The sequence below is a fragment of the Bacteroidia bacterium genome (genome assembly GCA_027493955.1).
GTDB lineage: Bacteria > Bacteroidota > Ignavibacteria > SZUA-365 > SZUA-365 > JAOSJT01.
Map to the genome: position 1 here is coordinate 4,371,758 of JAOSJT010000001.1, position 23,454 is coordinate 4,395,211.

Below are 23,454 nucleotides of genomic sequence, written 5' to 3' on the forward strand. Positions count from 1 at the left end.
GTGCAAGCGCTATGAACGGACGAACTCTCGCAATTGATTTCGGTGAGCGGCGCATCGGGCTGGCGCTGTCCGATGAAATGGGCATTATCGCCTCGGGAATCGGCACAATCCCGAACGATGACCAGACGCTTCCCGCTCTCGCCGCCATGGCGAAGGAACGCGGCGTGCAGCGCATCATCGTCGGACTTCCGCTCACGCTCTCCGGTGAACGCGGCTCCTCCGTCACAATGGTCGAAACGTTTGTCGCAGCCCTGCGTTCACTGCTGCCACTGCCGGTGACACTGGTGGACGAGCGCTTCACCTCCTCGCTCGCCGAGCAGGCCATACGCGACATGGGTGTAGGCCGGAAAAAGCGCCGCGAGAAAGGGAAGGTGGATGAAATCGCCGCGGTGATCCTGCTCCAGGGTTATCTGGACAGCCAGTGAGAGACGATACAAACGAAACGAGCCGCCAGAAAGGCGGCTCGCTGCAATACGCATGTGATGGCATCAGTCCATCCAGTCGGCAATGAAGACGTTCGTATCTCCCGCCTTTTTGTTGTTTCTGTTCGAACAGAAAATCAGCTTTTTCCCGTCGCGTGTGAACATCGGGAAACCATCGAATTCACCGAAATAGGTGACGCGCTTCAAACCGGTACCATCGACATTGATGATGTACAGATCGAAATTCCGTGGATTCCCGGCATCCATATTGGAGCTGAAAATGATGCGTTTCCCGTCGGGATGCATGAACGGTCCGAAGTTGGCTTTGCCGTTGTTGGTCACTTGCGTTATCCCGCTGCCGTCGGCGTTCATTATATAAATCTCCAGATTTCCCGGGCGCACCAGATGCTCGGACACAAGCTCCTGATACGAGGCAAGCTCCTCCTTTGTCTTCGGTCGGCTGGCCCGGAACACGATTTTCTCTCCGTCAGGTGAGAAAAAGGGGCCGCCGTCGTAGCCCTTGGCATTGGTGAGGCGGCGGACGTCGCTGCCGTCGATATTCATGGTGTAGATTTCGGGATCGCCGTCTTTCGTCGAAGTAAAGACGATTTTATCGCCCTTCGGCGACACCGTCGCTTCGGCGTCGTACCCCTCGGAGGCGAAGAGTTTCCTGAGTCCGGTACCATCCTTACGTACGACATAGATGTCGAACTCGGGGTAGAGCTTCCACACATACCCTTTGCTTCTGTCCGGATCGGAGAGACAGCCGGGATCGTGTGCTTCCGTCGAGGAGAAAAGGATGTGCTCACCATCGGCCAGCCAGTAGGAGCATGTGGTTCGTCCCTTGCCGGAGCTGAGCATTTTCACGCCGCTGCCGTCTATTCCCATGGTGAAAATCTGATCGCAGCCCATATCGCCCGTACGGGCCTGGAAGGTCAGCATTTTCTCATCGAAGGAAAGGTACGCCTCGGCGTTCTCTCCGTCGAACGTCAGCTGTCGGATGTTGGCAATGAGTTCCTCGCCATCGAGTCGGAGCGAGTCCGCAGCCGACGCGCTGCTATCCTGGTGCTTGTCGGAATCCTGTTTGGCGCATCCGACGAACATGGCCACGGCAAGCGCGGCCAGACAAATGTATCTGCACACGATAATTGTTCCTTGTGATGGTACTGTGGGACAGGAGCGTTCAGTCCGCGGCTCCGGCGCGGCAGGTGATCACCGGTATCGCGGCGGAACGAACGATTCTCTGCGCGATCGATCCGATGAATAAATGTTCGAGTCCGCTTCGGGCGTTGGTCGCAATCACGATGGCATCGGCCTGAATTCCGGCGGCGCAATCGAGAATTTCCTCGGCAACGTCGCCTTTCCGGAGTTCGTGCGTTACCGGTACGGTCACCGGCACGGACTGCAGCAGTTCATCGAACTTCGCCTCAAGTTCCCGACGAATGCCGGCCTCCACAACGTCCTCCGTCAGCTCGAACGTGCGCATGGACAAAACGGAAAAAACATCCTGATACACATGCAGGAGATGCAGTGAGGCGTTGTACCGCTTTGCCAGATTGGCGGCGAGATGCAGGGACGTCCCTGCGGCGAGGGAAAAGTCGATAGGGACAAGGATGGTGCGAAGAGTGTCGAACACGATATCAGAGCGTTGCTTGACGCGATTTATATACGTGATAGAGAATGCTGCGAATGGATTCCGACGTCGTTTCCGGACAGCGGATGCTTCGGGAGTGCTTGAGCAAACAGAGCTTGGTCGCGATGTTCAGATGGTATTCGCCAAGAAGCTCCGGTTTCTCATGCACAACATGCTGGAGAATATTGATGTCTTCGTCGGACAGGCCGGCAGCGTTACTGTCCGCCAGCGCGCTGATGTATTCCTGCAGTTCTGCGGGTGACATGTCGTTGTATCGGTGACTGTTCATGGTTATCGATTCCTGATCATATGTTGACGTAATCGTCACTCTCATCCCCGTCGGGAGCATCGCTGTCGTGCTCTTCCTCCGGGGCTGCTTTCACGCGGGGTTTGCGTGTGCGATCGCGGTCTTCGTAACCGCGTTCCTGTGCGTAGGTCAGAAGCTTGCCGCGAAGCATTTTCCTTCCCCTGTGCAGACGGGAACGCACCGTGCCTATGGGACATTCGACGAAATCGGCGATTTCTTCGTACGTGAATCCTTCGATATCGCAAAGGATCACTACCGTCCGGAATTCCTCTGGCAGCGATTCGAGCGCACTCGTCACGTCGTCGTCCAGGATGTTCGAGAAAATCTTTTCCTCGAGATCGTTTGGATCGGTCGACTCCGCGCGAATAGAGTGATAGAATTCCTCGACATCATGATAATCCACCTTGTCCGGCTCCTTGGAGGAGCGACGGTACATGTTGATGAAGGAATTCTTCATGATTCGGAACAGCCAGGCTTTGCAGTTCGTTCCCTGCTCGAATTTATCAAAGAAGCGGTATGCTTTCAGGTACGTCTCCTGCAGGAGATCGTCCGCCTCGTCGGGATCACTGGTCATGCGGAGCGCAAAATTGTACAGTGCGTCCATGTGCGGCAGCGCTTCCCGTTCAAAATCCAGGTGGCGCTTACGCAAACTTTCGGGGGTTTCGGTCAGTGACGTCTCATCGGTTGAGATATCATCCTGTACATCGGGATCGAGGACAGACATGGGTTCAGCCTGGTTCTATGAACAATCAATGAAATATACACCGGAGCCACGTTGGACACAACGGGAATATCGTTGCTTCGGGCTGCCGCGCTGTGCGAAAAAAAGCGGGAACACGGGATTTTGATGATGATTTGTACATCTTTTTTCGATTGAAGTTTCGGAAGTTTTCACTATATTCCGAATTGAGATATGAATAATCTGCTTTCTTCGGCGGAAAATTTCAACACCAAAGCATATCCCCTGCCCCTCATGTCCGCGCATCCGTTTCTCCGATCCTCCGTCGTTCCGGCAATCTGCCCGAAGTGCAAGGCACCAGCCCTGCACCGTAGTCACGCGATGTCATCAGCGGATCAATTCAGAAAGAATTTTACATCAAAAAAGCGCTTCCGCTGCCATGTGTGCAGTTGGGAGGGCTGGCTGGATGAAACCCGTCTCACCTATCCGAGTGTTTCTCTGGTGGGCAGCGTGCCCACAATGAACGGCGAAGAGGTGGATATTCCGTCCATACTGTTACAGGATGAGCGGAATCGTCCGGACGCCGATTTCCCGCTGCAGGTACCCGGGGCGCGAAGCAGGAATACCCAATCCCGGGAAACGGCGCCACAACCCCCTTCACGGGACCAGGGTGTATCAGACCAGCCGGGCGATGAAGAGGGGACACCCGAAAGAAAAAATGGCGCGGGACGCGCGTCCAACGGCCATACGGCCATGGGAAGCGACTCCAGTACGGTACTTCCCAGGGCGGAACTCCCTGATGCCGAAGCCAGGCCGTATTCGACCACCGTCACGCCTGGTTTCCACCACCGGTCGCGACACAAGGCCTTTGGCTGTCCCAATTGCAACGAATTCAATCTCTATAGATCCCGGTCCAGAAATCTGGGCGAATTTCTTCGGAAAAAATTTACCAATAAGCGGCCATATCGCTGTCATACCTGCGGCTGGCGCGGCTGGGTAATAAAAGGACTGTAACTACCTCGACCACTTTTTAAAAGGAATCCCCATGCAAGTCTCCAAATCCGCCGGTTACGCCGTGCATGGCCTCGGCTACCTCATCACCCGCGGCACGAAAGAACCGGTGCAAATCTCCGAAATCGCGGAAGATCAGGACGTATCCAAAACCTATCTCGCGAAAATCTTCCAGCAGCTCTCCACTGCCCGCATCGTGGTCGGCCATCGTGGTGTCACCGGCGGCTATATGCTCGCACGCGACGCCAAGGATATCACCCTCGTGGATATCATCGAGGCGGTGGACGGTCCCATCATCCGCAAGCATTGCTGCCTCGGCATGTTCAGCTGTCCGATCAAGACCAAGTGCGTGGTGCTGGATGCCTTCAGCCAGGCGACGGAAATCTACGTCGACTATTTGAAGAATATCTCGCTTGCCGACATCGTCGCAAAAATGAAAAAAATGGACGCCCCGTTCATGGCGTATCCGGCAGGTTCCAAGCCCAAGCGCAGCCGCTGACACGTCCGCTTCATCCATTGGCTGACTCCGTGTGATCCATGGGGTCGGGGATTTTTTTTGTTTCCATGGAATTCCTTCTCCAGCATACGGACACTTCAACGAGGGCGCGGGCGGGAGTTTTCCGCACCGATCACGGCGAGGTGGAGACGCCGATTTTCATGCCTGTCGGTACGCAGGGCACCGTCAAGGCCGTGGAGCAGCGCGAGCTGAAGGAGATTCAGGCGCGCATCATTCTCGCGAACACGTATCACCTCGCTTTGCGTCCCGGCACGGACCTGCTGCGCGAGGCGGGCGGATTGCATCGCTTCATGAACTGGGACCGTCCCATACTGACGGACAGCGGCGGTTATCAGGTGTTTTCTCTGTCGGAACTCCGCAAGCTGGATGCCGATGGCGTGACCTTTCAGTCACATATCGACGGTTCCTATCACAAGTTCACGCCCGAACGGGTGATTGATATTCAGCGGGCCATCGGTTCGGACATCATGATGATACTCGATGAATGTCCGCCGGCGGACTGCGGCTATGAGTATGCGCGGCGCAGCAACATACTCACCCTGCGCTGGGCCGCTCGTGCGCGCGCGCATCTGGACGCCACCACGCCCTCGTATGGGCACAGGCAATTTGCCTTCGGCATCGTGCAGGGAAACATCTTCGAAGATCTGCGCGCGGAAAGCGCCCACGGACTCATGGACATCGGTTTCGACGGATACGCCATCGGCGGACTTGCCGTGGGTGAGCCCGCGGAAGTGATGTACGCGATTACCGAAACGACCACGGCGCTGCTGCCGACGGATCGCCCGCGTTATCTGATGGGCGTCGGGACCCCGGTGAATATCGTGGAAAGCATAGCCCGCGGTGTGGATATGTTCGATTGCGTCATGCCCACGCGCAACGGACGCAACGCCATGGTCTTCACCAAGGATGGACCGCTGAGCATCAAAAAGGAACGCTTTCTCCACGAGTTTTGCCCTATCGAGGCCGATTGCGGCTGTTATGCCTGCACGACGTTCACGCGTGCCTATATCAGCAATCTGTTCCGGACCAGCGAGATTCTCGGGCTGCAACTCGCTTCGCTGCACAATCTGGCATTCTATTTGCAATTGACGCGCGACGCACGAAATGCTATTTTACAAGACTGTTTCGGAGAGTGGAAAGACGCATTCGTGCGTCGCTACCACGCCGGAACAGGCAAGGACGCTACACACATTTGACGACAGGAGTAATCCGGTGATTGAAACGATTCTCGCAATGGCCCCGCAGGATGGCGCCGGCGGCGGCCAGAGCATGGTCAGCACGCTGGTCTTTTTCGCACTGATTTTTGTGGTTTTCTATTTCATGATTCTGCGTCCCCAGCAGAAGCGCGCCAAAGAGCGGCAGAAAATGCTCGACAGCATCAAAAAAGGAGACAAGGTTGTCACCTCCGGCGGTATGCACGGCAAGGTGGTGAACGTGGACGATGCGACAGTGCTGCTCGATGTGGGCGACAATATCAAGCTGAAATTCGATCGCAGCGCGATCAATGTCATAACACGCGAGGGCAGCGCCGAATAATCCGGGCTGAACGTCATGGCCTATCAATTTAACACCATCGAAGAAGCGATTGACGCGATTCGGGCCGGTGAAGTGCTGATCGTCGTAGACGACGAGGACCGCGAAAACGAAGGCGATTTCGTTTGTGCCGCCGAACTGGTGACGCCTGAGATCGTCAATTTCATGGTCAGTCACGGACGCGGTATGGTATGCGTCCCCCTCACCGAAGAGCGCATGGAAGAATTGCAGCTCGGGATGATGGTGGACGGCAACACCGCTTTGCACGGCACGAATTTTACCGTGACAGTGGACTATGTGCACGGCACCACGACGGGCATATCCGCGTCGGACCGTGCCGCCACCATACGCGCTCTTGCCGATCCCTCCACCAAACCCACGGATCTCGCGCGGCCCGGACACATTTTTCCGCTCAAAGCAGTTTCCGGCGGCGTGCTCCGTCGCGCCGGCCATACCGAAGCGCTGGTGGATCTTACGCGCTTTGCGGGCCTCCAGCCTGTGGGCGTCCTCTGCGAAATTCTCAAGGAAGACGGCACCATGGCCCGCACCACCGAGCTGATGGAGATCGCCAGGAAGTTTTCCCTGAAAATCATCGCCGTCAACCAGCTCATCGCCTACCGGGTACAGAAAGAGCAGCTCGTCAAGCGGGAGATCATCACGCGTCTTCCCACGCGGTACGGCGATTTCAATCTGCACCTGTACACGAATCTCCTCGACAACAAGGAGCATCTCGCGCTGGTACGCGGAAGCATCGACGACGGCGAGCCGGTACTTGTGCGCGTGCATTCCGAGTGCCTGACGGGCGACACCTTCGGGTCGCTGCGCTGCGATTGCAAGGATCAGCTCAATGCCGCCATGATGATGATCGAGCGGGAAAATCGCGGTGTGTTGCTGTACATGCGGCAGGAGGGACGCGGCATCGGTCTCGCGAACAAATTGCGCGCTTACAATCTGCAGGATGCCGGTTTCGACACCGTGCAGGCGAATATCGAACTCGGTTTCCGTGACGACTTGCGCGACTACGGCATCGGCGCGCAGATACTCGTGGATCTCGGCGTGCGGAAAATGCGCCTGCTCACCAACAATCCGCGCAAAATCGTCGGACTCAAGAGTTATGGGCTCGAAGTTGTGGAGCGCATCGCCATCGAAAGCATGCCGAACGAGGTGAACGAGCACTATCTCCGGACCAAGCGCGACAAGATGGGGCACTTCATTTTGCACCAGCAGAGCTGACACGGGCTTGACTTTGTAACGCCTGTTGCGTACATTTGTATTGTCATAGCCAGAATTCCTGTGCGGAATGCTGGCTATGTTTTTTATTATTTTTTCGTCCCGAACCATTAGTAGCGGAGTCTTCCGTGGAAACAACAGGCACAGTATACCTCACAAAAGAGCGCATGCTGCAACTCGAGCAGGAATTGCATCAAATGAAATCGAAAGGCCGCGCGGAGATCGCCGACAAGATCGCCGAGGCCCGTTCGCATGGTGATCTCAGCGAAAACGCCGAGTACGATGCCGCCAAGGAGGAGCAAGGTCTGTTCGAACTCCGCATCAGCAAAATGGAGGCGATGCTTGCCCGCGCGCGCGTGATAGACAAAAACGACCTGCCGACGGACGCCGCGTACATTCTCTCGGATGTGACGCTTGAGGATCTCAAGCGCGGCGGTACGGTGACGTATAAGCTGGTCTCGCAGGAAGAGGCCGACTTCGAACAGAACAAGATTTCGGTCAGTTCGCCCATCGGCAAGGCACTGCTGCGAAAGAAAATCGGAGAGGAAGTGGTGGTGAAAGTCCCCGCCGGCGAGTTGCACTACCGCATTATCGACATCTCCCGCTGACAAGCGAACACGCAATACAGCGCTGATTTCTGAAGCGGACAGGTATACGGCCTGTCCGTTTTTTTTTAGGGCAGCGTTCGTGCCGGGCTTTCCCGTCGCGGACCCGCTTTGTGAATTGATTCCCCGCCACGATCTGTATGCTGATTTCGGTTTCGATGTAGTGGTGGTCTCCGATGCCCGAGCCCCCGCTCTCCGCACTATGCAATGTATCTCCATCAGCTAAATTTCCCTGATTCCACAAATTCACGATGGACACCTTTCTTGCTGAGACTGTACCGCTGCGCTTCGCGGCTCGATCATTCTAAGCGATTGTAAACAAAGAACTTACAATGCGGGTGTTGACTTTTGTGTGGGGACTTCGTATGTTAGCACTCTATCGTAATGAGTGCTAACAGCCACATATTCAACATCTAAAAAGTTATGGAGGAAATACCATGGCGATGAATCTCAAACCCCTGGCAGACCGCGTCATCGTCCGTCCCCTCGAGGCGGAAGAAAAGACCGCGGGCGGGCTCTTTATCCCCGACACGGCCAAGGAAAAGCCCATGCAGGGCGAAGTGATGGCGGTAGGTCCGGGCCGCGTCGGCGACGACGGCAAGAACATCACCCCTGAAGTGAAAGTCGGCGACAAGGTGCTGTACGGCAAATACTCCGGCACCGAAGTCAACGTCGGCGGCGAAGACTACCTCATCATGCGCGAAAACGACATTTTCGCGATTATCGGCTGAGTAAACGATTTTTCAACATAGAAGCAATTCAAGGAGATAGTTCACATGGCAGCGAAAATCATCAACTACGATGCCGAAGCCCGCAACGGGCTCAAGGCCGGTGTTGACAAACTCGCAAACGCAGTGAAGGTCACGCTCGGTCCCAAAGGCCGCAACGTGATCATCGATAAGAAATTCGGTCCCCCCACCGTGACCAAAGACGGCGTGACCGTCGCCAAGGAAATCGAACTCGAGGACGCCATCGAGAACATGGGCGCCCAGATGGTGCGTGAAGTCGCCTCCAAGACCTCCGACGTCGCCGGCGACGGTACCACCACCGCCACCGTGCTGGCCCAGGCCATCGTGCGCGAAGGTCTCAAGAACGTGGTCGCCGGTGCGAATCCCATGGACCTCAAGCGCGGTATTGATCTCGCCGTCGGCAAGGTGATCGAAGGACTCCGCGAAATGAGCCAGGAAATCGGCGACAACAAAGCCAAGATCGCCAACGTCGGCGCCATTTCCGCCAACAACGACATGGCCATCGGTCAGCTCATCAGCGACGCGATGGAGAAAGTGGGTAAGGACGGCGTGATCACCGTCGAAGAAGCCAAAGGTATGGACACCGTGCTGGACGTGGTGGAAGGTATGCAGTTCGACCGCGGCTATCTCAGCCCGTATTTCGTGACCAACGCCGATTCGATGAAAACCGAACTCGAGAATCCCCTCATCCTGATCCACGACAAGAAGATCAGCAGCATGAAGGATCTCCTCCCGATTCTCGAGAAAGTCGCCCAGCAGGGTCGTCCGATTCTCATCATTTCCGAAGACATCGAAGGCGAAGCGCTTGCCACGCTGGTCGTGAACAAACTGCGCGGCACCTTGCGCGTTGCGGCCGTGAAAGCCCCGGGCTTCGGCGATCGCCGCAAGGCCATGCTCGAAGATATCGCCGTGCTCACCGCCGGTACCGTGATCAGTGAAGAGAAGGGCTACAAGCTCGAGAACGCTTCGCTGAACTACCTCGGCACCGCCAAGCGCGTCGAAATCGACAAGGACAACACCACCATCGTTGAAGGCGCCGGCGAAGCCGAGGACATCAAGAAGCGCATCAACGAAATCAAGGTGCAGATCGACAACACCACCAGCGATTACGACCGCGAGAAGCTGCAGGAGCGTCTCGCCAAGTTGTCCGGCGGCGTTGCCGTGCTCAAGATCGGCGCCGCGACGGAAGTCGAAATGAAGGAAAAGAAAGCCCGCGTCGAAGACGCGCTGCACGCAACGCGCGCGGCCGTCGAAGAAGGCATCGTGCCCGGCGGCGGTGTGGCCTTTATCCGCGCCATGAACAAGCTCGACGCACTGAAGGGCGAGAACGAGGATCAGCAGACCGGTATTGAAATCGTGCGTCGCGCGCTCGAAGAACCGCTCCGCCAGATCGTCACCAACGCTGGTCTCGAGGGTTCGGTGATCGTGCAGAAAATCAAGGAAGGCACGGCGGATTACGGTTTCAACGCCGCTTCCGAAGTGTTCGAGAATCTGGTGGAAGCCGGCGTCATCGATCCGACCAAGGTTTCCCGCATCGCGCTGGAGAACGCCGCGTCGGTTTCGTCGCTGCTCATCACCACCGAGTGCACCATCGTCGAGAAGAAAGAAGACCATCCGATGCCCCCGATGCCGGGCGGCGGCGGCATGGACGGAATGTATTGATCCATTGCCCGTGTGCAATTACAAAGGGCGGCCCAACGGGTCGCCCTTTCAATTTGACGATGTGAGGTTAAACGGATAATAGGGTAAAGATGGAGTGTACCGCAAAAAATGGACAGTGAGTTCCCCCCGGATTGAAATGACAGTGTGCTTGTAGTGGTCGCGTTCGCAGTCGCGCAGAGGAACCGCGGGGTGGCGCCGGGGCGGCCCTGAGCTCTCTTGGGGGCTCCAGTCGCCCCGACTGCCAGCGCGGTTCGCTGCGCGCCTTGCTCTCGCTCATATCGTTTCATGCCGCCTGCTCCATGTCATTGCCGAGACGTTTCTTCGACCAATACAGATTCTCGTGTTCCTGCGGCGTATGATAGCCCAGCGTGCTGTGCAGACGCTGATTATTGTATTCAAGTTCAATGTACTCGAAGAGGTATCGCCGGGCATCCGTCACCGACGCGAAGAGAAGTCCTTCCGGCATTTCCTTCTTCAACGTGGCAAAAAATGACTCGGCGACGGCGTTATCCCAGCAATCACCCTTCCTGCTCATGCTCTGAATGCTGCCGTAAGGGCGCAGGGCACTGCGGAATCCCTCGCAGCAGTATTGCACACCGCGATCAGAATGCACGATAAGCCCCGCACGTATGCTTCGCGTCCAAGCCGCGCGTTTGAACGCGGTCACAACCATTGTATGGCGCAACGATGTGCTGACCTCCCAGCCGACGATCTTCCGGGAAAACAGGTCGATAAACACGCACAAGTACAACCATCCGGAGGTGCTGCGCAAATACGTGATATCACTCACCCACACCGTATCAGGTGCATCGACCGAAAACTGGCGTTCGAGCATATTTGGCGAGACAGTATACGAATGCTTCGAATCTGTCGTGGTAATGAAACGGCGACGATGCTTGACCTTCAATCCCTGCCGACGCATGCTGGCCGCCACGCGGCTCCGCCCGCACGCGAAACCGCGCTTGCGTAATGCTTTGACGAGACGACGTACGCCGTAGCTGGATTTCCTGCGCAGGAATTCCTCCCGGACCGCCATATCGAAGGCTGCGGTGCGCTCGGCGCGTGCATGCTCGCCACGACGACGCCATGCATAATAGCCTGAGCACGATACGTTGAGCACGCTGGCCATCCTTTCGATGCTAAACTCGTTCCGATATGCGTTCATAAACCGGAACCGGGCTTCGTGGGTAGCGAGAAGATGGCCACTGCTTTTTTAATATTTCGCGCTCCTGACGGAGAATCTCGTTCTCTCGACGAAGACGATGCAGTTCAGAATCACTGGCGGGAAGATTTCCGTTGCCGGGAAAGGCCTCTGACTTCTGTGTCAGAAGCTGACGGCGCCAGGTGCGTATCGCACCATCATAGAGGTCGAACTCCTCCTCAAGCGCGGAGTCGGGTCGATCGGTGCTGTCAGCCAACTCGATCACGGATCGTTTGAATGCAGCATCATATTTCTTGTGGGTTCGTTTTACCATGACAGAGTCTCCGGTGATTTTTGAAAAGGTAACCGGGGGGAACTCTCTGTGCAATTTCTTCGGGACACTCCAAGAGTACAGAGTGAAGAGCCCGAAGGGCGACACTTGGGGAGGTAAAGGGTGAAGAGGAAAGGGTGAAGGGTAAAGGGTAAAGGGTGAAGGGTGAAGGGTGAAGGGTGAAGAGTGAAGAGCCCGAAGGGCGTCACTTCCTCTAACCCCGGGCGTCAGCCCGGGGGGCCACGCGCACAGCATATCCGCCATCAGCCCGAAGGGCGACACTTCCTCTAACCCCGGGCGTCAGCCCGGGGGGCCACGCGCACAGCACATCCGCCATCAGCCCGAAGGGCGACACTTGGGGAGGTAAAGGGTGAAGAGTAAAGAGTGAAGAGCCCGAAGGGCGACACTTGGGGAGGTAAAGGGTGAAGAGTAAAGAGTGAAGAGCCCGAAGGGCGAGACTTCCCCTAACCCCACACGTCAGTGTGGGTGGCACGCATACACACACCACATGATGACAAGCCCGAAGGGCGTCACTTCCTCTAACCCCGGGCGTCAGCCCGAGGGGCCACGCGCACAGCACATCCGCCATCAGCCCGAAGGGCGACACTTCCTCTAACCCCGGGCGTCAGCCCGAGGGGCCACGCGCACAGCACATCCGCCATCAGCCCGAAGGGCGACACTTCCTCTAACCCCGGGCGTCAGCCCGGGGGCCACGCGCACAGCACATCCGCCATCAGCCCGAAGGGCGACACTTCCTCTAACCCCGGGCGTCAGCCCGGGCCACGCGCACAGCACATCCGCCATCAGCCCGAAGGGCGACACTTCCTCTGACCCTCAGGGGCCCCCGAAGGCCGACACTTCCTCTAACACTCAACGGATGGATTCTCAATTTGCTTTTGAGAATACGTGATTTCCGCGTCTCGCACAGCGTAAACGCGGAAGAAAAAATCGTAAATCGTCACTCGTACCGCCTTCGCTTTCAGGTACCGATGGTTGTGCCATGAACCTGTGATGCTTCGGCGGGCAGGCAATCGTACGTCCGTTTACCACGATCCGCTCGAGCCGCCGCCGCCGAAGGAGCCGCCGCCGCCGGAGAAACTGCTGCCGCCGCCGGAGGACCAACCGCTGCTGCTTCCGCTCGAAGACCAACCGCCGGAAGACCAGGTGACGCGACCCGAGGTTTTCATTTTTTCGGCCATGCGTTTGCCCCAGTCGGTTTTGGGGAGCAGTATCCGAAGGATGGGGAGTCCGACAAGGTAGACGACCAGCAGCAGGAAGCCCAGTGGAGAGCCCGTATCCTGCTGAATGAGGAACGCCGGCGCGGCATAGAAGGGCACGAGGAAGGCGTACAGGAACCAACCCGCGCAGCCCGGAGAGAAAATGCCGATTACAGTGAACAGTCCCACGATGCTGAACCAGAACAGCAGAAAGAACAGCAGCGGAAACTCATCGTCGCTCGACGCCTCCAGTGTATCGAGAGAGAGTGTGCCGTCGGCGGCCTGGATCAGCGCGACGAGGCCGTCGCGTATCCCCGCTTCAAAATCGCCCTGCTTGAAGCGCGGCGTGATGATTCCGTTGATGATGCCCGAAGAGACGGCGTCGGTGACCGAGGCCTCGAGGCCGTAGCCCACCTCGATGCGCAGCTTGCGGTCGTCCTTTGCGATAAGCAGCAGGATACCGTTGTCCACCCCCTTTTGACCGAGCTTCCAGGTCTCGGCGACGCGGAGGGAATAGTCTTCGAGCGATTCGTCCCCAAGCGAGGTAATGGTAAGGAGCACGATCTGGTTTTTCGTGGAGTCCTCATACGCGGTGAGCATGCGCTCGAGCTCGAGCACCGTTTCCTGGCTGAGCATGTGCGCCGTGTCATTGATATGACCGGAAAGGTAGGGAACCTCGAGGGCCAGCGCCGTGGCGCCGCCAAGGATAAGGAGAGCGATCGCGAGGATACGCAGACGTCTGTCGAGCTTCATGACGCCCCTACCTTCCGCCGAAGCGCACAGTGTTGTCGAGTTCGTTGGTGTCGTCGCGGCGGATTTCCACACCGTGCCGTTCGAGTAATTCTCCGCAGCGTCCGATGGCGTTCAGAAGGCCTTCGGCGGGACGTCCGCCTTTCATCGCTTCGATGATAATACGGACTACTTCATCCCATTCCTCCTGCCGCACCTTGCTGTTGATGCCGGAATCTCCGAGTACGCGAACGCGGCGCTCGAACAGGGAAATGAAAAGCAGAATACCGGTCCGTTCGCGGGTGGTGAACACCTCCTCATCGAGAAAGGCCATAGCGGCGTGCTCATCCACACGCTGCTGCAGCACGCCGCCGGGAATGAAGAGCCGCTTGAAATCCGGTATGAACGCCGCCAGCGCGGCGCCGAGCACGAACGCTCCCACAGCGATGACGGTCATTTCAGGAATGCCCACCGGCAGCCACCAGCTGGTACCGATGGCAATGAGACTGAAGGCAAACAAGGAGACGAAGGCGAACAGCAGTCCCGCCCGCAATGTCGCCTCGGGATAGCTGTCGCTGCGACCCGCGACAAACGGGACGATTTCCCCCGAGGTGCGTTGCTCTGCGGCTTTCACCGCCGTGGCGATGCGCTCCTTGTCCTGCGACGAAAACAGATTCTCCGGCTTCTTCATGATCTTCCATCGTTGTGATAAACATGGAAAAATACCCTCTGCCGGCTCACGTAGCAAGAACTTTGCGATTAACGACGTACGACTTGCGATTTATATGAAACAGCTAGGATCATCTTATGATCGAGATCCTTGGCCTCAATGGACCGACTCCCGATTGTACATGACGATATTCGGCTATTGCTGTTCGCACAGCGGAAGCGCGAAAGCAAAATCGTAAATCGTAAATCATTTTGCCTTGTTTTTCACGGTTGAGACTGTGATTTTATTGTTTTTCCTGTATTAACCAGAACAGAGCGAGGGCCTTCCATGAATATGTTGTATCGGATTCCATTTATCCTGATTCTCCTGATTGCGACCGGCGGCGGTGCGTCGGCACAGTGGACACAAAGCATTCTCGATGTCAAGACCGATCGCTTTCCGCTGATAGATGTACACGTGGCTTTACGGCAGAACCAGGCGCTGGTCAGAACGGTGGACAGCTCGCAGTTCCGTCTCTGGGAAGATGGTCACGAGCAGGCACCGCTGACATTGTTTTTCGAGGATGCGCAGAAAAGCTTTTCCCTCGGGATAGTGATTCCCGTTACATCCACCATGACCGCCGGCGACATCGCGACCGCAAAAGGCATAGGGCTGCGTATCGTGGATCGAATGAACGGCCTCACGGACGAGGCCTGCGTGTACGATGGAAACGTTCTGCCGCGGCAGGATCTGACGCATATCAAACCCTTTCTTATCGGTGCGCTTGACGGACTGCAGCCCGGAGGATCGGGCGTCTCCATCTGGGATGGCACCTATGCGGCAATCAATGAAGTCGCTCAAGGCTCCAATCCCGACCGCGCGATCATTCTCATCTCCAACGGACGCGGCGGCAGTGGCACACGCTCCGTTGTCGACGTGATCAATTTCGCGAAGAGTGCGCAGATGAAGGTGTACTGCTACGGCGTCAATGCGGTGAACTCCGATCAGGAAATGAAGGATCTTGCCGCGCAAACCGGCGGCACATTTTACATCAACGCGGACTTGCTGGTGCAGGAAATCATTGACCTGCTTTCAGGTCGGCCTCAGTATGGCATTCTTTCCTACACCAGCAACAACACGTGTCGCGACGGCGTGGCACGCGATCTGAACGTGCGTTTCCGGCAGGGGAATGACAGTGTCACGACTGCGCAGCAGTTTCAGCTCTCGGCGGATCCCGCGACGGGTGTGAGCGTGAATCTCGGTGTGGATACCGCGAGCATTACCTCCGGAGCATCGCGGAATGTCGCTGTCAAGCTGACACCCGCCGTGCAGAATCAACGCCTCTACCCCGGTGTCATCACTCTGAATTTCGATACGAATCTCCTGACCCTGAATCAGGCGATCACCGCCGGAACGATGAGCGCCGGAATGAATGCGAGCGTAACGCCGACCGCGACAGGCGCAACGGTCACGCTGGCCAACACTGCCACGCTCAATGGCAGCGGTAATCTCCTGCTGCTGAATTTCACGGCGGGAGAGGTCACCGCAAACACCGATACCAGAGTGACCATCGCCTCGGTACAGTTCGACCGTGGCTGCATCACCACGCAGAATGGCGAGGGACGCATCACGGTGCGACCGAAGAACGCGGCTCTGGCGATTTCTTCCTCTCCTGTCGTGTTCAATTGGGACAGCGGGAGCGGTCGTTATAATCCCGATCCCGCAGTGGTTTCAGTAGAAGTGAGTAATGTGGGTGATCTGCCCGTCACGGCACTCAGCGCGCGCCTGGGCAATTCTCCGGACGTCCGCATCGCCTATGGCGGCGTGCAGGATGTCGTCGTGATACCTGACAGCCTCGGTCCGGGACAGAAGGGCACCGCGGTGTTCTACGTGCAGGCCCTGCCCGTCGCCTCCGAGCGGACGGCGCAGGTGAGTATCGAAATTACCGGCAACCCGGTCACGCGCACCGGGACGTTGTTCTTCAATATCAAAGCAGCCGACGCGACTGTCCGCACGCTTGCCCGTGTGGATGAAATTCTGGTGCAAGCCGGCAATTACACGCCCGATCCGGCGACGTTTACCGCCGCTGTTCGCGCCATCGGCACGCAGACCAGCCCGGGCGGCACGGTGAAGCTGGATCTCCCCGGCGGCGTCACGGTGAGCAGCAGCGAAACACAGAGCTTCGCGGCCATGCAGCCCAACGACAGCACTGTGCTGGTATGGCAGTTGCAATATCCTAAAGACGGCAGCGCCGCTTCGTACATCATCGGTGTGATCACGGAGCCGACCGGTAAGGCGGCGGATACTTCCTATGTCACGATGTACGTACCCGAGCTCATGAGCGAGCAATGGACGTCGAACTGTGACATCGCACCCAAACGATTGCTCTGGTCGGCCAGCGCGGGTGCGTACAATCCCGCGGAAGCGGAATTCTCGGTAACGGTAGAGAATACCGGCAGCGTCGAGATTCCCACCATCACGGCCGGGATTCAGCTCCCTGCCGGTATCGTCCTCGCTCCCGGTGAGAACGCGCAGAAAAACTTCAGCGGGATCGGAACGGGACAACAGCAGACGCTGACCTGGAAGCTTCGCCCCGTAACGCGTTGCGCCGATGCGGATGTGGACATACAGGTGTCACTGCTCGGTGCAAGCGGCACGCCGCGCACCTGCGTTACCTCACTGTTCGTGCAGTCGGCGAACAGCGGCGCACCCACGGTGGCGGGTCGCACACCGGCGCAGCTCGACACGCTGGATCGTGGTTCCGCGGCAACATTCACTGTGGATGCGACAGATCCCGACGGACTGCAATTGCTGTACGAATGGGGTGTGAACGGCGTCTTCGAACCTTCGCGGCCGGACAATTCGTACTCGAAGGAATTCTCCATCAACGGTCAGTTCGAGGTCGTGTGCCGCATTCTGGATCCTTGTGCGGTACGCGGAGAGGGCGACACGACTATCGTGACATGGAATTTCACTGTTCGCAGTTCTCTCAGTACAACGCCGCTGCCGACGGCAGGCGACTTTGCCATTCTGGCGAATTATCCCAATCCCTTCAATCCTGGCACGACGGTGGAGTTCAAGTTGCCCATGGGTCGCCAGCGTATGCGTCTGGACGTCGTGGATGCCACAGGACGCGTTGTCCGTACCCTGCTTGACGAAGTGCGGGAGGGCGGCGTCCACAACGTGTATTTCGATGCGGCGGGATTGCCGAGCGGCGTGTACACGCTGCGTCTGCACTCGGGCAGCAGTGTCCGATCGCATCAGGTGACGCTCATCAAGTAGCGTATCCGATAGTAATGAAACCGATGAGGGGAAGGCCGGAAGTCTGTGCAGTGCCGTTGGCACCACAGTTCCCGACCTTCCCCTCACCATTTTGTCGCATGACCATGCTCCGTTCTTTGCCGACCGTTCTCCTGCTTCCGCTGCTGGTGCTGCTGTTTCCCTGCGGCACGCAGGCGCAGGATTTTGGCAGGCGCGAGCGCTGGACGGACGTCCTGCATTACGACATTCGCATCGTCCCTGACCATGCCGCGGCATCCGTTCAGGGTGACGTGCGCATCATCGCGGTCAGTCTGCGCGACACGCTTCACTCTGTCCGGCTCGATGCGGTGAGGATGCGTATAGACAGCGTATTCATGAACGGTTTCGTGACGGACTTCCGGTATGACTCTCTGTCGCTCGACGTTCGCTTCCACAGACCCGTCGGCTATGGAGACAGCATTGCGCTCCGCATCGTCTATGCCTGCACGCCGTACAAGGGAATGTACTTCATCCGGCCCGACGCCAGTTTCCCGAATGATCCCTGGCAGATATGGACGCAGGGACAGGGCGAGGACAACAGGCACTGGCTGCCATGCTACGATTTCCCGAACGACAAGGCGACGAGTGAGCTGCGCGCGACTGTGGACAGCGGACGGATCACGCTCAGCAATGGCCGGCTGCTGTCCCGAACGCCGCATCCCGACGGTCGAGTGACCTGGCACTGGCTGCAGGACAAGCCGCACAGCAGTTATCTCATCATGTTTGCGGCAGGGAAGTACCATGTGTATACCGACAGTGCGCGGGGCATTCCCGTGCAGTCGTATCACTACCAGTCCGACCGGCAGGAAGACGTGGCGCGCACCTACGCTTCATCAGCGGACATGCTGGAGTTCTTTTCCGATTTCATCGGGGTGCCCTATCCCTGGGACAAATACGCACAGATACCCGTCGCCCACTATCTCTATGGAGGAATGGAAAACACATCCGCCACCGTGCTGGCGGACACCCGGGCCGTGGTGGATGCGCGTGCCGCGGTGGACTATGATCCCGAACCATTGATTGCGCATGAGTTGGCGCATCAGTGGTGGGGCGATCTCGTGACGTACATCGATTGGAACAACGAGTGGCTGAATGAGGGCTTTGCCACGTACTATCAACAGAGATGGACGCTGCATCGCCACGGAAAAGACGACTTCGACGTGCAGCGCTACGAGGGCATCCACAATTACATGGACTGGGCGGACAAAGCCGGACGTTTGCCGGTGGTGTACCGTCGTGGCACCTCCGCCGCGAACACGTATTCCAAAGGCGCGGCGGTACTGCATATGCTCAACGACATCCTCGGCGAGGAACAGTACCACCGGGTAATGAAAGAGTATTTGCTCCGTTACGCCTATTCCAATGCCGAGACCAACGATCTCAAGCGCGTGATCGAGGACGTCGCAGGAATGAACCTGCACTGGTTTTTTTCACAGTGGCTGTACCGCGCCGGTTACCCCGAATTGACGGTACGATCATGGTGGGATGAACAGAAGCAGGCATTGATGGTTCAGGTCAGGCAGGTGCAGCAAATCGATACGTTGGGCGGCCGTTTTCGATTCCCGTTGGCGTTTCATGCCATTGACAGGGATGGACAGTTGACGTACCTGCGTGCCGACGTGATGGGAGCGGATACGGTGTTCCACTTCGCCCTCGGTGCGGCGCCTTTGCGCGTGGAAGTGGATCCGGACAATATTCTCTGCGGACGCATTCAGATCGAGCACGGTGTGACGGACGCCATACGGGCGCTGCAATCGAGCGGCAGTGTCGTCATCCGCCTGCGCATGGTTGCGGAGTTGGCATCGCATGCCGGAACGGATACGGACGCCTTCGATGCACTCGCCCACTGCGCCCGTACGGACGCTCACCGTGCTGTGCGCAAAGCCGCTGTGGTGGCCTGTGTGGACGCTGCGTCCCCGTCGGGTGGACGGACCGACTTCCTGAAAAAGCTCTTTCTGGATGTGTCGAAGGATGTGCACTCCGGCGTACGCGCGCTCGCCTATCATGGCTTCAGGAAATTGCGCGATGTTTCGCTACGCGAGGTGTTTGAGGGAGGGATGAGGGATTCGAGTTATTACGTCGAGGCGGCGGCCATGAACTGCCTGCTCGATGGGGACACGACCAATGGATGGAGTGTTATCCGTCAGCGCCTGCGGTCCCGTTCGCATATGGATATTCTCGCACTTGCGGCGCTCGATTGGGTGCGGCACTTTCCGGGACAGGAAGCCCTCCGGGAGGTGCGGGCGCTCGCCGGCCCCGGGCATTCTCTCGCGCTGCGCGCCAAAGCGTTTGAAACCCTGCTCTCGCTCGGCGACGATGCGCAGAGCGTCCGGGCGCTGGTTGAAGGGATGCTTGCCGAACCGCGCTATCAGATCCGTCTCTATGCGGTCAGCGCCCTGGCGGTATTCGGACGCGCGGAAGCACAGCGCAGGGCGATGGCGCATCTCACGACGGAGTCTGACCCGCGCGTGCGTGATCGTATCCGACAACTGTATGCGACCGGCGGCTCGCAGTGACGTCGGCCACCAGGAAGTGCATGCGCATGAGCGGGCGTTTACAGCTGCATCCTTATCAGAACCGGAGCGACGATTCTGGAAAGGAGACGCCGGATGAGGCGTGGGAAGCGTGCAGGGATCGAGGGATGCTACAGGCGGCACCTGCTTCCGCGTTCCGTCGCGAATCGCCGTGCGGAACACCGGCGAGCGGGGGCTCTCTTGCTTCCGCCCGCTACAAATCCGGCCCGGGAAGGATTTCACCACAACCAATTGACTTTATTACACTTCCGGCCTATATTTGTTACTCTATGCCAGATTGAAATGAAATTTCGAGCATTTATCATATTGTTGTTGGAGGTCTGAAAGACCGTGAAGAAACACATGTTCCGTATAATCCTGATCCTCGCGTTCATCGCGTTCTCAGGATACTTGCTGTACCCGACCTGGATGGATGCGGGGCATCAAAAAAGCCTGAGTACGCTCACAGGGGCAGACAGCGCGAAATATTACGACGATAATGAAGAATCCATTCGCGACAATCGCGAAAAACGGCTGAAACTTGGTCTCGATCTTCAGGGCGGTATGTACGTCACTATGGAAGTGGACGTTATTCAGCTTCTGGAGAAACTCGCCAGGAATCAGGACGAGATTCTGCGGGAGATCCTCGCGGAAACCCGAAATGAATCCAAGACCTCCGACGAGTCCGTCCTGGACATTTTTGGCCGGAAGTTTGATGAGCGGAACATGCGTCTCAGCCGGTATTACGGAAACATCCGTGATGCGAACTCCGACGTTATGACCTATCTGAAGGATGAAAGCGAGAAGGCTGTCGAGCGCGCCGTGGAAATCATCCGGAACCGTATTGACCAGTACGGCGTCTCGGAAGTCAGCATCACGCGCTCCGGCACTCGTCGTATCATCCTCGAGCTCCCCGGTGTGAGCGATGAGCGTGAAGTGCGCGGCCTGATTCAGGAAACCGCGCAGCTCGAGTTCAAACTCCTCACCGATCCGCAGGTCTACTATTCGGTCCTCGAAAACATAGATAAGGTGTTACTCGGAAAGACCATTGACGCGGCCGGCGGAGACAGCACTCTCGCGGCGGTGGACAGCGCTGCCGCCGTGGCTGCCGCCGACAGCGCCGATGCCGCTAAGCGGCGTGAGGATTCGCTCGCCAGCGCGACAATGACCGACGAGCAGCGCGTGGAGAAATTCCGCCAGGAACATCCGTTCATGGCCCTGCTTATCGGTACGCAGTCCGGCTATTTTGCGACGGAGGAGCAGAAAACCCGTATCTCCAACATTCTCAATCGCGAGGATGTCCGCAAGGTGATTCCCGAGGACGTGTCCTTCGCGTGGGGTGCCAAACCCATTACGTTCGACGACGGTACACAGGCCTTTCAGCTGTACTCGCTGAAAGCGCGTCCTGAACTGACAGGCGAAGTCATCACAGACGCGCGTGCGCAGATCGATCAGGGCGGCCTGGGTGCCAACTCCGTGGTCACCATGCAGATGGATGCTGAAGGCTCACGCGAGTGGGCGCGGGTGACCGGCGCAAATGTCGACAAGCAGATCGCGATCGTGCTTGATAACGCGGTGTTTTCCGCCCCCGTCGTTCGCCAAAAAATCATCGGCGGCAACTCGCAGATTGACGGTATGGAGAACATGGAAGAGGCGCGGCTGCTCGAGATCGTCCTCAAGGCCGGCGCGCTTCCAGCCCCCGTCGAGATCATCGAAGAGCGGACCGTCGGTCCGTCGCTCGGTGAAGATTCGATCTCCAAAGGCGTCAATTCCTTTGCGATCGGTCTTATCCTCGTGCTCGTTTTCATGGTGGTGTACTATCAGTTCGGCGGTGTCCCAGCCGACATCGCTGTGATGTTCAACGTGGTCTTCATTCTGGCGATTCTCGCGGGCTTCCGCGGAACGCTGACACTACCCGGTATCGCCGGCATCCTGCTCACGGTGGGTATGGCCGTGGATGCGAACGTGCTCATCAACGAACGTATCCGCGAGGAATTCGGCGCCGGCAAGACGATGCGCGCCGCATTGGAAGCCGGTTATTCACGGGCATTTCCGGCAATTATTGACTCAAACCTGACGACGCTTCTCACCTGTCTCATTCTGTATCAGTTCGGTTCAGGTCCCGTTCAGGGCTTTGCGCTGACATTGATGATTGGTATCGTGTGCTCCCTGTTCACCGCCATCATCATGACGCGCGTCATTTTCGAGCTCACCCTCGATTCGTCGCCCAATCTCGTCAAGCTCGGTTGAACCGGCAACAAACACAGAATCCTACTGACGCAGGAGCAAAAAGCATACAATGAGAATCTTCAAAGATCTTAACATCGATTTTCTCGGGAAGAGGAATCTTTTCTACCTCGTATCCGCCGCGGTGATCGTTGCCGGAATAGCATCGATCGTGTTCAAGGGGCTGGAATTCGGTCTCGATTTCAAAGGTGGCACCGAAGTCGTCGTGCGCTTTCCCCGTGCCGTAGAGATCGGCGAATTGCGCGGTATCATGCGCAACGCGGATCTCGGCAGCGTGGAAATCAAGTCCTTCGGCGGCGAGACGGATTACATCGTCCGCACCGAATTGAAGGGAGAGGGCTCGAAGATCAGCGACCAGATCAAGGTCACACTCGATAAGGCCTTCACGGAGCAGATCGAGGTACTGCAGGAAAACCGTGTCGAAGCAAAAATCGGTGCCGAGATACGTCGGGATGCCGTTATCGCCATTTTCGTGGCGCTCATCGGAATTCTGGTGTACATCGGCTTCCGCTTCAAATTCATCTTTGCAGTGGGCGCCGTGGCCGCACTGTTCCATGACGTGTTGCTGACGCTGGGCATTGTGTCCATCTGTACCGGTTTGATACCGGGATTGAATCTGGAGTTTGACCAGGCGATGGTGGCCGCGTTTCTTACCCTCGTGGGGTATTCCATCAACGATACCGTTATCGTGTTCGACCGTGTGCGTGAGAATCTGAAGCTGTTCAAGACGTCTCCCCTTGAGCCGTTGATGAACAAGAGCATCAACACCACCATGGCGCGAACGATCCTTACCAGCGCGACCACCATGGTCACCATGCTCGCGCTGCTCTTCCTTGGCGGAGAGCCGACACGCGGCTTCGCCTTCACCATGGTCATCGGTATTATCACCGGCTCCTATTCCAGCATTTTCGTCGCAAGTGCGCTGACGCTGGATTGGGCCAAGGCACGGAACGCAAAAATAACCTTCTAAGGAAGACGG

Annotated in this window: 21 protein-coding genes; 13 read left to right on the forward strand and 8 right to left on the reverse strand. The window is 57.5% G+C overall.

Translation table 11 applies throughout. The features are described 5' to 3' along the window. Positions 1-11: 11 nt before the first annotated feature. Positions 12-425, forward strand: a complete 414-nt coding sequence (gene ruvX, locus M5R41_16655) for a Holliday junction resolvase RuvX (protein ID MCZ7558033.1) — start codon at positions 12-14, stop codon at positions 423-425. 63 nt (positions 426-488) lie between these two features. Here the strand turns inward: ruvX and M5R41_16660 are convergent, their stop codons facing one another. The 4 genes from M5R41_16660 to M5R41_16675 are packed head-to-tail and all read right to left on the reverse strand — an operon-like array spanning position 489 to position 2,966. Next, on the reverse strand, positions 489-1,565 hold the full coding sequence (locus tag M5R41_16660; GenBank protein ID MCZ7558034.1) for a hypothetical protein: 1,077 nt from the start codon (positions 1,563-1,565) through the stop codon (positions 489-491). A 40-nt stretch (positions 1,566-1,605) separates the two neighbouring features. Next, positions 1,606-2,058, reverse strand: a complete 453-nt coding sequence (locus M5R41_16665; GenBank protein MCZ7558035.1) for a universal stress protein — start codon at positions 2,056-2,058, stop codon at positions 1,606-1,608. A 4-nt stretch (positions 2,059-2,062) separates the two neighbouring features. Further along, positions 2,063-2,344 carry a hypothetical protein gene (locus M5R41_16670; protein MCZ7558036.1) on the reverse strand — a complete coding sequence of 94 codons (282 nt, stop codon included), beginning with the start codon at positions 2,342-2,344 and terminating at the stop codon, positions 2,063-2,065. Between the two features lie 16 nt (positions 2,345-2,360). After that, positions 2,361-2,966, reverse strand: a complete 606-nt coding sequence (locus tag M5R41_16675; GenBank protein ID MCZ7558037.1) for a sigma-70 family RNA polymerase sigma factor — start codon at positions 2,964-2,966, stop codon at positions 2,361-2,363. 309 nt (positions 2,967-3,275) lie between these two features. On the opposite strand from M5R41_16675, the gene M5R41_16680 reads away from it, so the two are divergent. The 8 genes from M5R41_16680 to groL all read left to right on the forward strand — a co-directional run bounded on the left by M5R41_16680 (position 3,276) and on the right by groL (position 10,348). Then, positions 3,276-4,055, forward strand: a complete 780-nt coding sequence (locus tag M5R41_16680) for a hypothetical protein (protein ID MCZ7558038.1) — start codon at positions 3,276-3,278, stop codon at positions 4,053-4,055. A 31-nt stretch (positions 4,056-4,086) separates the two neighbouring features. Then, complete coding sequence (locus M5R41_16685) at positions 4,087-4,551, forward strand: Rrf2 family transcriptional regulator (protein ID MCZ7558039.1); 465 nt, start codon at positions 4,087-4,089, stop codon at positions 4,549-4,551. A gap of 65 nt (positions 4,552-4,616) precedes the next feature. Then, positions 4,617-5,765 (forward strand): tRNA guanosine(34) transglycosylase Tgt, encoded by a 1,149-nt coding sequence (gene tgt / locus M5R41_16690; GenBank protein MCZ7558040.1) that lies wholly within the window; start codon positions 4,617-4,619, stop codon positions 5,763-5,765. A 16-nt stretch (positions 5,766-5,781) separates the two neighbouring features. Beyond that, on the forward strand, positions 5,782-6,105 hold the full coding sequence (gene yajC / locus M5R41_16695; protein MCZ7558041.1) for a preprotein translocase subunit YajC: 324 nt from the start codon (positions 5,782-5,784) through the stop codon (positions 6,103-6,105). A 15-nt stretch (positions 6,106-6,120) separates the two neighbouring features. Continuing rightward, a complete protein-coding gene (locus M5R41_16700; GenBank protein MCZ7558042.1) occupies positions 6,121-7,335 on the forward strand; it encodes a bifunctional 3,4-dihydroxy-2-butanone-4-phosphate synthase/GTP cyclohydrolase II in 1,215 nt (404 codons plus the stop codon). 125 nt (positions 7,336-7,460) lie between these two features. Further along, positions 7,461-7,940: a transcription elongation factor GreA gene (greA, locus tag M5R41_16705; protein ID MCZ7558043.1), complete on the forward strand. Its 480-nt coding sequence runs from the start codon at positions 7,461-7,463 to the stop codon at positions 7,938-7,940. Between the two features lie 440 nt (positions 7,941-8,380). After that, positions 8,381-8,668: a co-chaperone GroES gene (gene groES / locus M5R41_16710; GenBank protein MCZ7558044.1), complete on the forward strand. Its 288-nt coding sequence runs from the start codon at positions 8,381-8,383 to the stop codon at positions 8,666-8,668. 45 nt (positions 8,669-8,713) lie between these two features. Next, the gene (gene groL / locus M5R41_16715; GenBank protein ID MCZ7558045.1) at positions 8,714-10,348 is read left to right on the forward strand and encodes a chaperonin GroEL; all 1,635 of its coding nucleotides are present in this window, start codon (positions 8,714-8,716) and stop codon (positions 10,346-10,348) included. Between the two features lie 283 nt (positions 10,349-10,631). Here groL and M5R41_16720 read toward each other — a convergent pair whose 3' ends face one another. The 4 genes from M5R41_16720 to M5R41_16735 form a co-directional block, all read right to left on the reverse strand. After that, on the reverse strand, positions 10,632-11,513 hold the full coding sequence (locus M5R41_16720; protein MCZ7558046.1) for an IS3 family transposase: 882 nt from the start codon (positions 11,511-11,513) through the stop codon (positions 10,632-10,634). Then, positions 11,488-11,823, reverse strand: a complete 336-nt coding sequence (locus M5R41_16725) for a transposase (protein MCZ7558047.1) — start codon at positions 11,821-11,823, stop codon at positions 11,488-11,490. The genes M5R41_16720 and M5R41_16725 overlap by 26 nt, the downstream gene beginning before the upstream one ends. Before the next feature lie 1,040 nt (positions 11,824-12,863). Then, positions 12,864-13,790 (reverse strand): TPM domain-containing protein, encoded by a 927-nt coding sequence (locus tag M5R41_16730; GenBank protein MCZ7558048.1) that lies wholly within the window; start codon positions 13,788-13,790, stop codon positions 12,864-12,866. Positions 13,791-13,797: 7 nt separating this feature from the next. After that, a complete protein-coding gene (locus tag M5R41_16735) occupies positions 13,798-14,457 on the reverse strand; it encodes a hypothetical protein (GenBank protein ID MCZ7558049.1) in 660 nt (219 codons plus the stop codon). Between the two features lie 306 nt (positions 14,458-14,763). Here M5R41_16735 and M5R41_16740 point away from each other — a divergent pair, with 306 nt between their 5' ends. From M5R41_16740 to secF, 4 genes are all read left to right on the forward strand, one after another. Beyond that, a complete protein-coding gene (locus M5R41_16740) occupies positions 14,764-17,697 on the forward strand; it encodes a VWA domain-containing protein (protein MCZ7558050.1) in 2,934 nt (977 codons plus the stop codon). Between the two features lie 104 nt (positions 17,698-17,801). Then, positions 17,802-20,231, forward strand: a complete 2,430-nt coding sequence (locus tag M5R41_16745) for a M1 family metallopeptidase (GenBank protein MCZ7558051.1) — start codon at positions 17,802-17,804, stop codon at positions 20,229-20,231. Positions 20,232-20,591: 360 nt separating this feature from the next. Then, on the forward strand, positions 20,592-22,478 hold the full coding sequence (gene secD, locus M5R41_16750) for a protein translocase subunit SecD (GenBank protein MCZ7558052.1): 1,887 nt from the start codon (positions 20,592-20,594) through the stop codon (positions 22,476-22,478). A 49-nt stretch (positions 22,479-22,527) separates the two neighbouring features. Further along, on the forward strand, positions 22,528-23,445 hold the full coding sequence (gene secF / locus M5R41_16755; GenBank protein MCZ7558053.1) for a protein translocase subunit SecF: 918 nt from the start codon (positions 22,528-22,530) through the stop codon (positions 23,443-23,445). Positions 23,446-23,454: the final 9 nt, after the last annotated feature.

Excerpts from the sequence above, each read along its gene's own strand:
- M5R41_16700 (MCZ7558042.1), top strand. The coding sequence starts at position 6,121 with ATGGCCTATCAATTTAACACCATCGAAGAAGCGATTGACGCGATTCGG.
- tgt (MCZ7558040.1), top strand. The coding sequence starts at position 4,617 with ATGGAATTCCTTCTCCAGCATACGGACACTTCAACGAGGGCGCGGGCG.
- groES (MCZ7558044.1), top strand. The coding sequence starts at position 8,381 with ATGAATCTCAAACCCCTGGCAGACCGCGTCATCGTCCGTCCCCTCGAG.
- M5R41_16680 (MCZ7558038.1), top strand. The coding sequence starts at position 3,276 with ATGAATAATCTGCTTTCTTCGGCGGAAAATTTCAACACCAAAGCATAT.
- secF (MCZ7558053.1), top strand. The coding sequence starts at position 22,528 with ATGAGAATCTTCAAAGATCTTAACATCGATTTTCTCGGGAAGAGGAAT.
- secD (MCZ7558052.1), top strand. The coding sequence starts at position 20,592 with ATGTTCCGTATAATCCTGATCCTCGCGTTCATCGCGTTCTCAGGATAC.
- M5R41_16685 (MCZ7558039.1), top strand. The coding sequence starts at position 4,087 with ATGCAAGTCTCCAAATCCGCCGGTTACGCCGTGCATGGCCTCGGCTAC.
- M5R41_16745 (MCZ7558051.1), top strand. The coding sequence starts at position 17,802 with ATGCTCCGTTCTTTGCCGACCGTTCTCCTGCTTCCGCTGCTGGTGCTG.
- M5R41_16720 (MCZ7558046.1), bottom strand. The coding sequence starts at position 11,513 with ATGAACGCATATCGGAACGAGTTTAGCATCGAAAGGATGGCCAGCGTG.
- M5R41_16740 (MCZ7558050.1), top strand. The coding sequence starts at position 14,764 with ATGAATATGTTGTATCGGATTCCATTTATCCTGATTCTCCTGATTGCG.
- M5R41_16735 (MCZ7558049.1), bottom strand. The coding sequence starts at position 14,457 with ATGAAGAAGCCGGAGAATCTGTTTTCGTCGCAGGACAAGGAGCGCATC.
- M5R41_16675 (MCZ7558037.1), bottom strand. The coding sequence starts at position 2,966 with ATGGACGCACTGTACAATTTTGCGCTCCGCATGACCAGTGATCCCGAC.
- ruvX (MCZ7558033.1), top strand. The coding sequence starts at position 12 with ATGAACGGACGAACTCTCGCAATTGATTTCGGTGAGCGGCGCATCGGG.
- groL (MCZ7558045.1), top strand. The coding sequence starts at position 8,714 with ATGGCAGCGAAAATCATCAACTACGATGCCGAAGCCCGCAACGGGCTC.
- M5R41_16670 (MCZ7558036.1), bottom strand. The coding sequence starts at position 2,344 with ATGAACAGTCACCGATACAACGACATGTCACCCGCAGAACTGCAGGAA.
- M5R41_16725 (MCZ7558047.1), bottom strand. The coding sequence starts at position 11,823 with ATGGTAAAACGAACCCACAAGAAATATGATGCTGCATTCAAACGATCC.
- M5R41_16730 (MCZ7558048.1), bottom strand. The coding sequence starts at position 13,790 with ATGAAGCTCGACAGACGTCTGCGTATCCTCGCGATCGCTCTCCTTATC.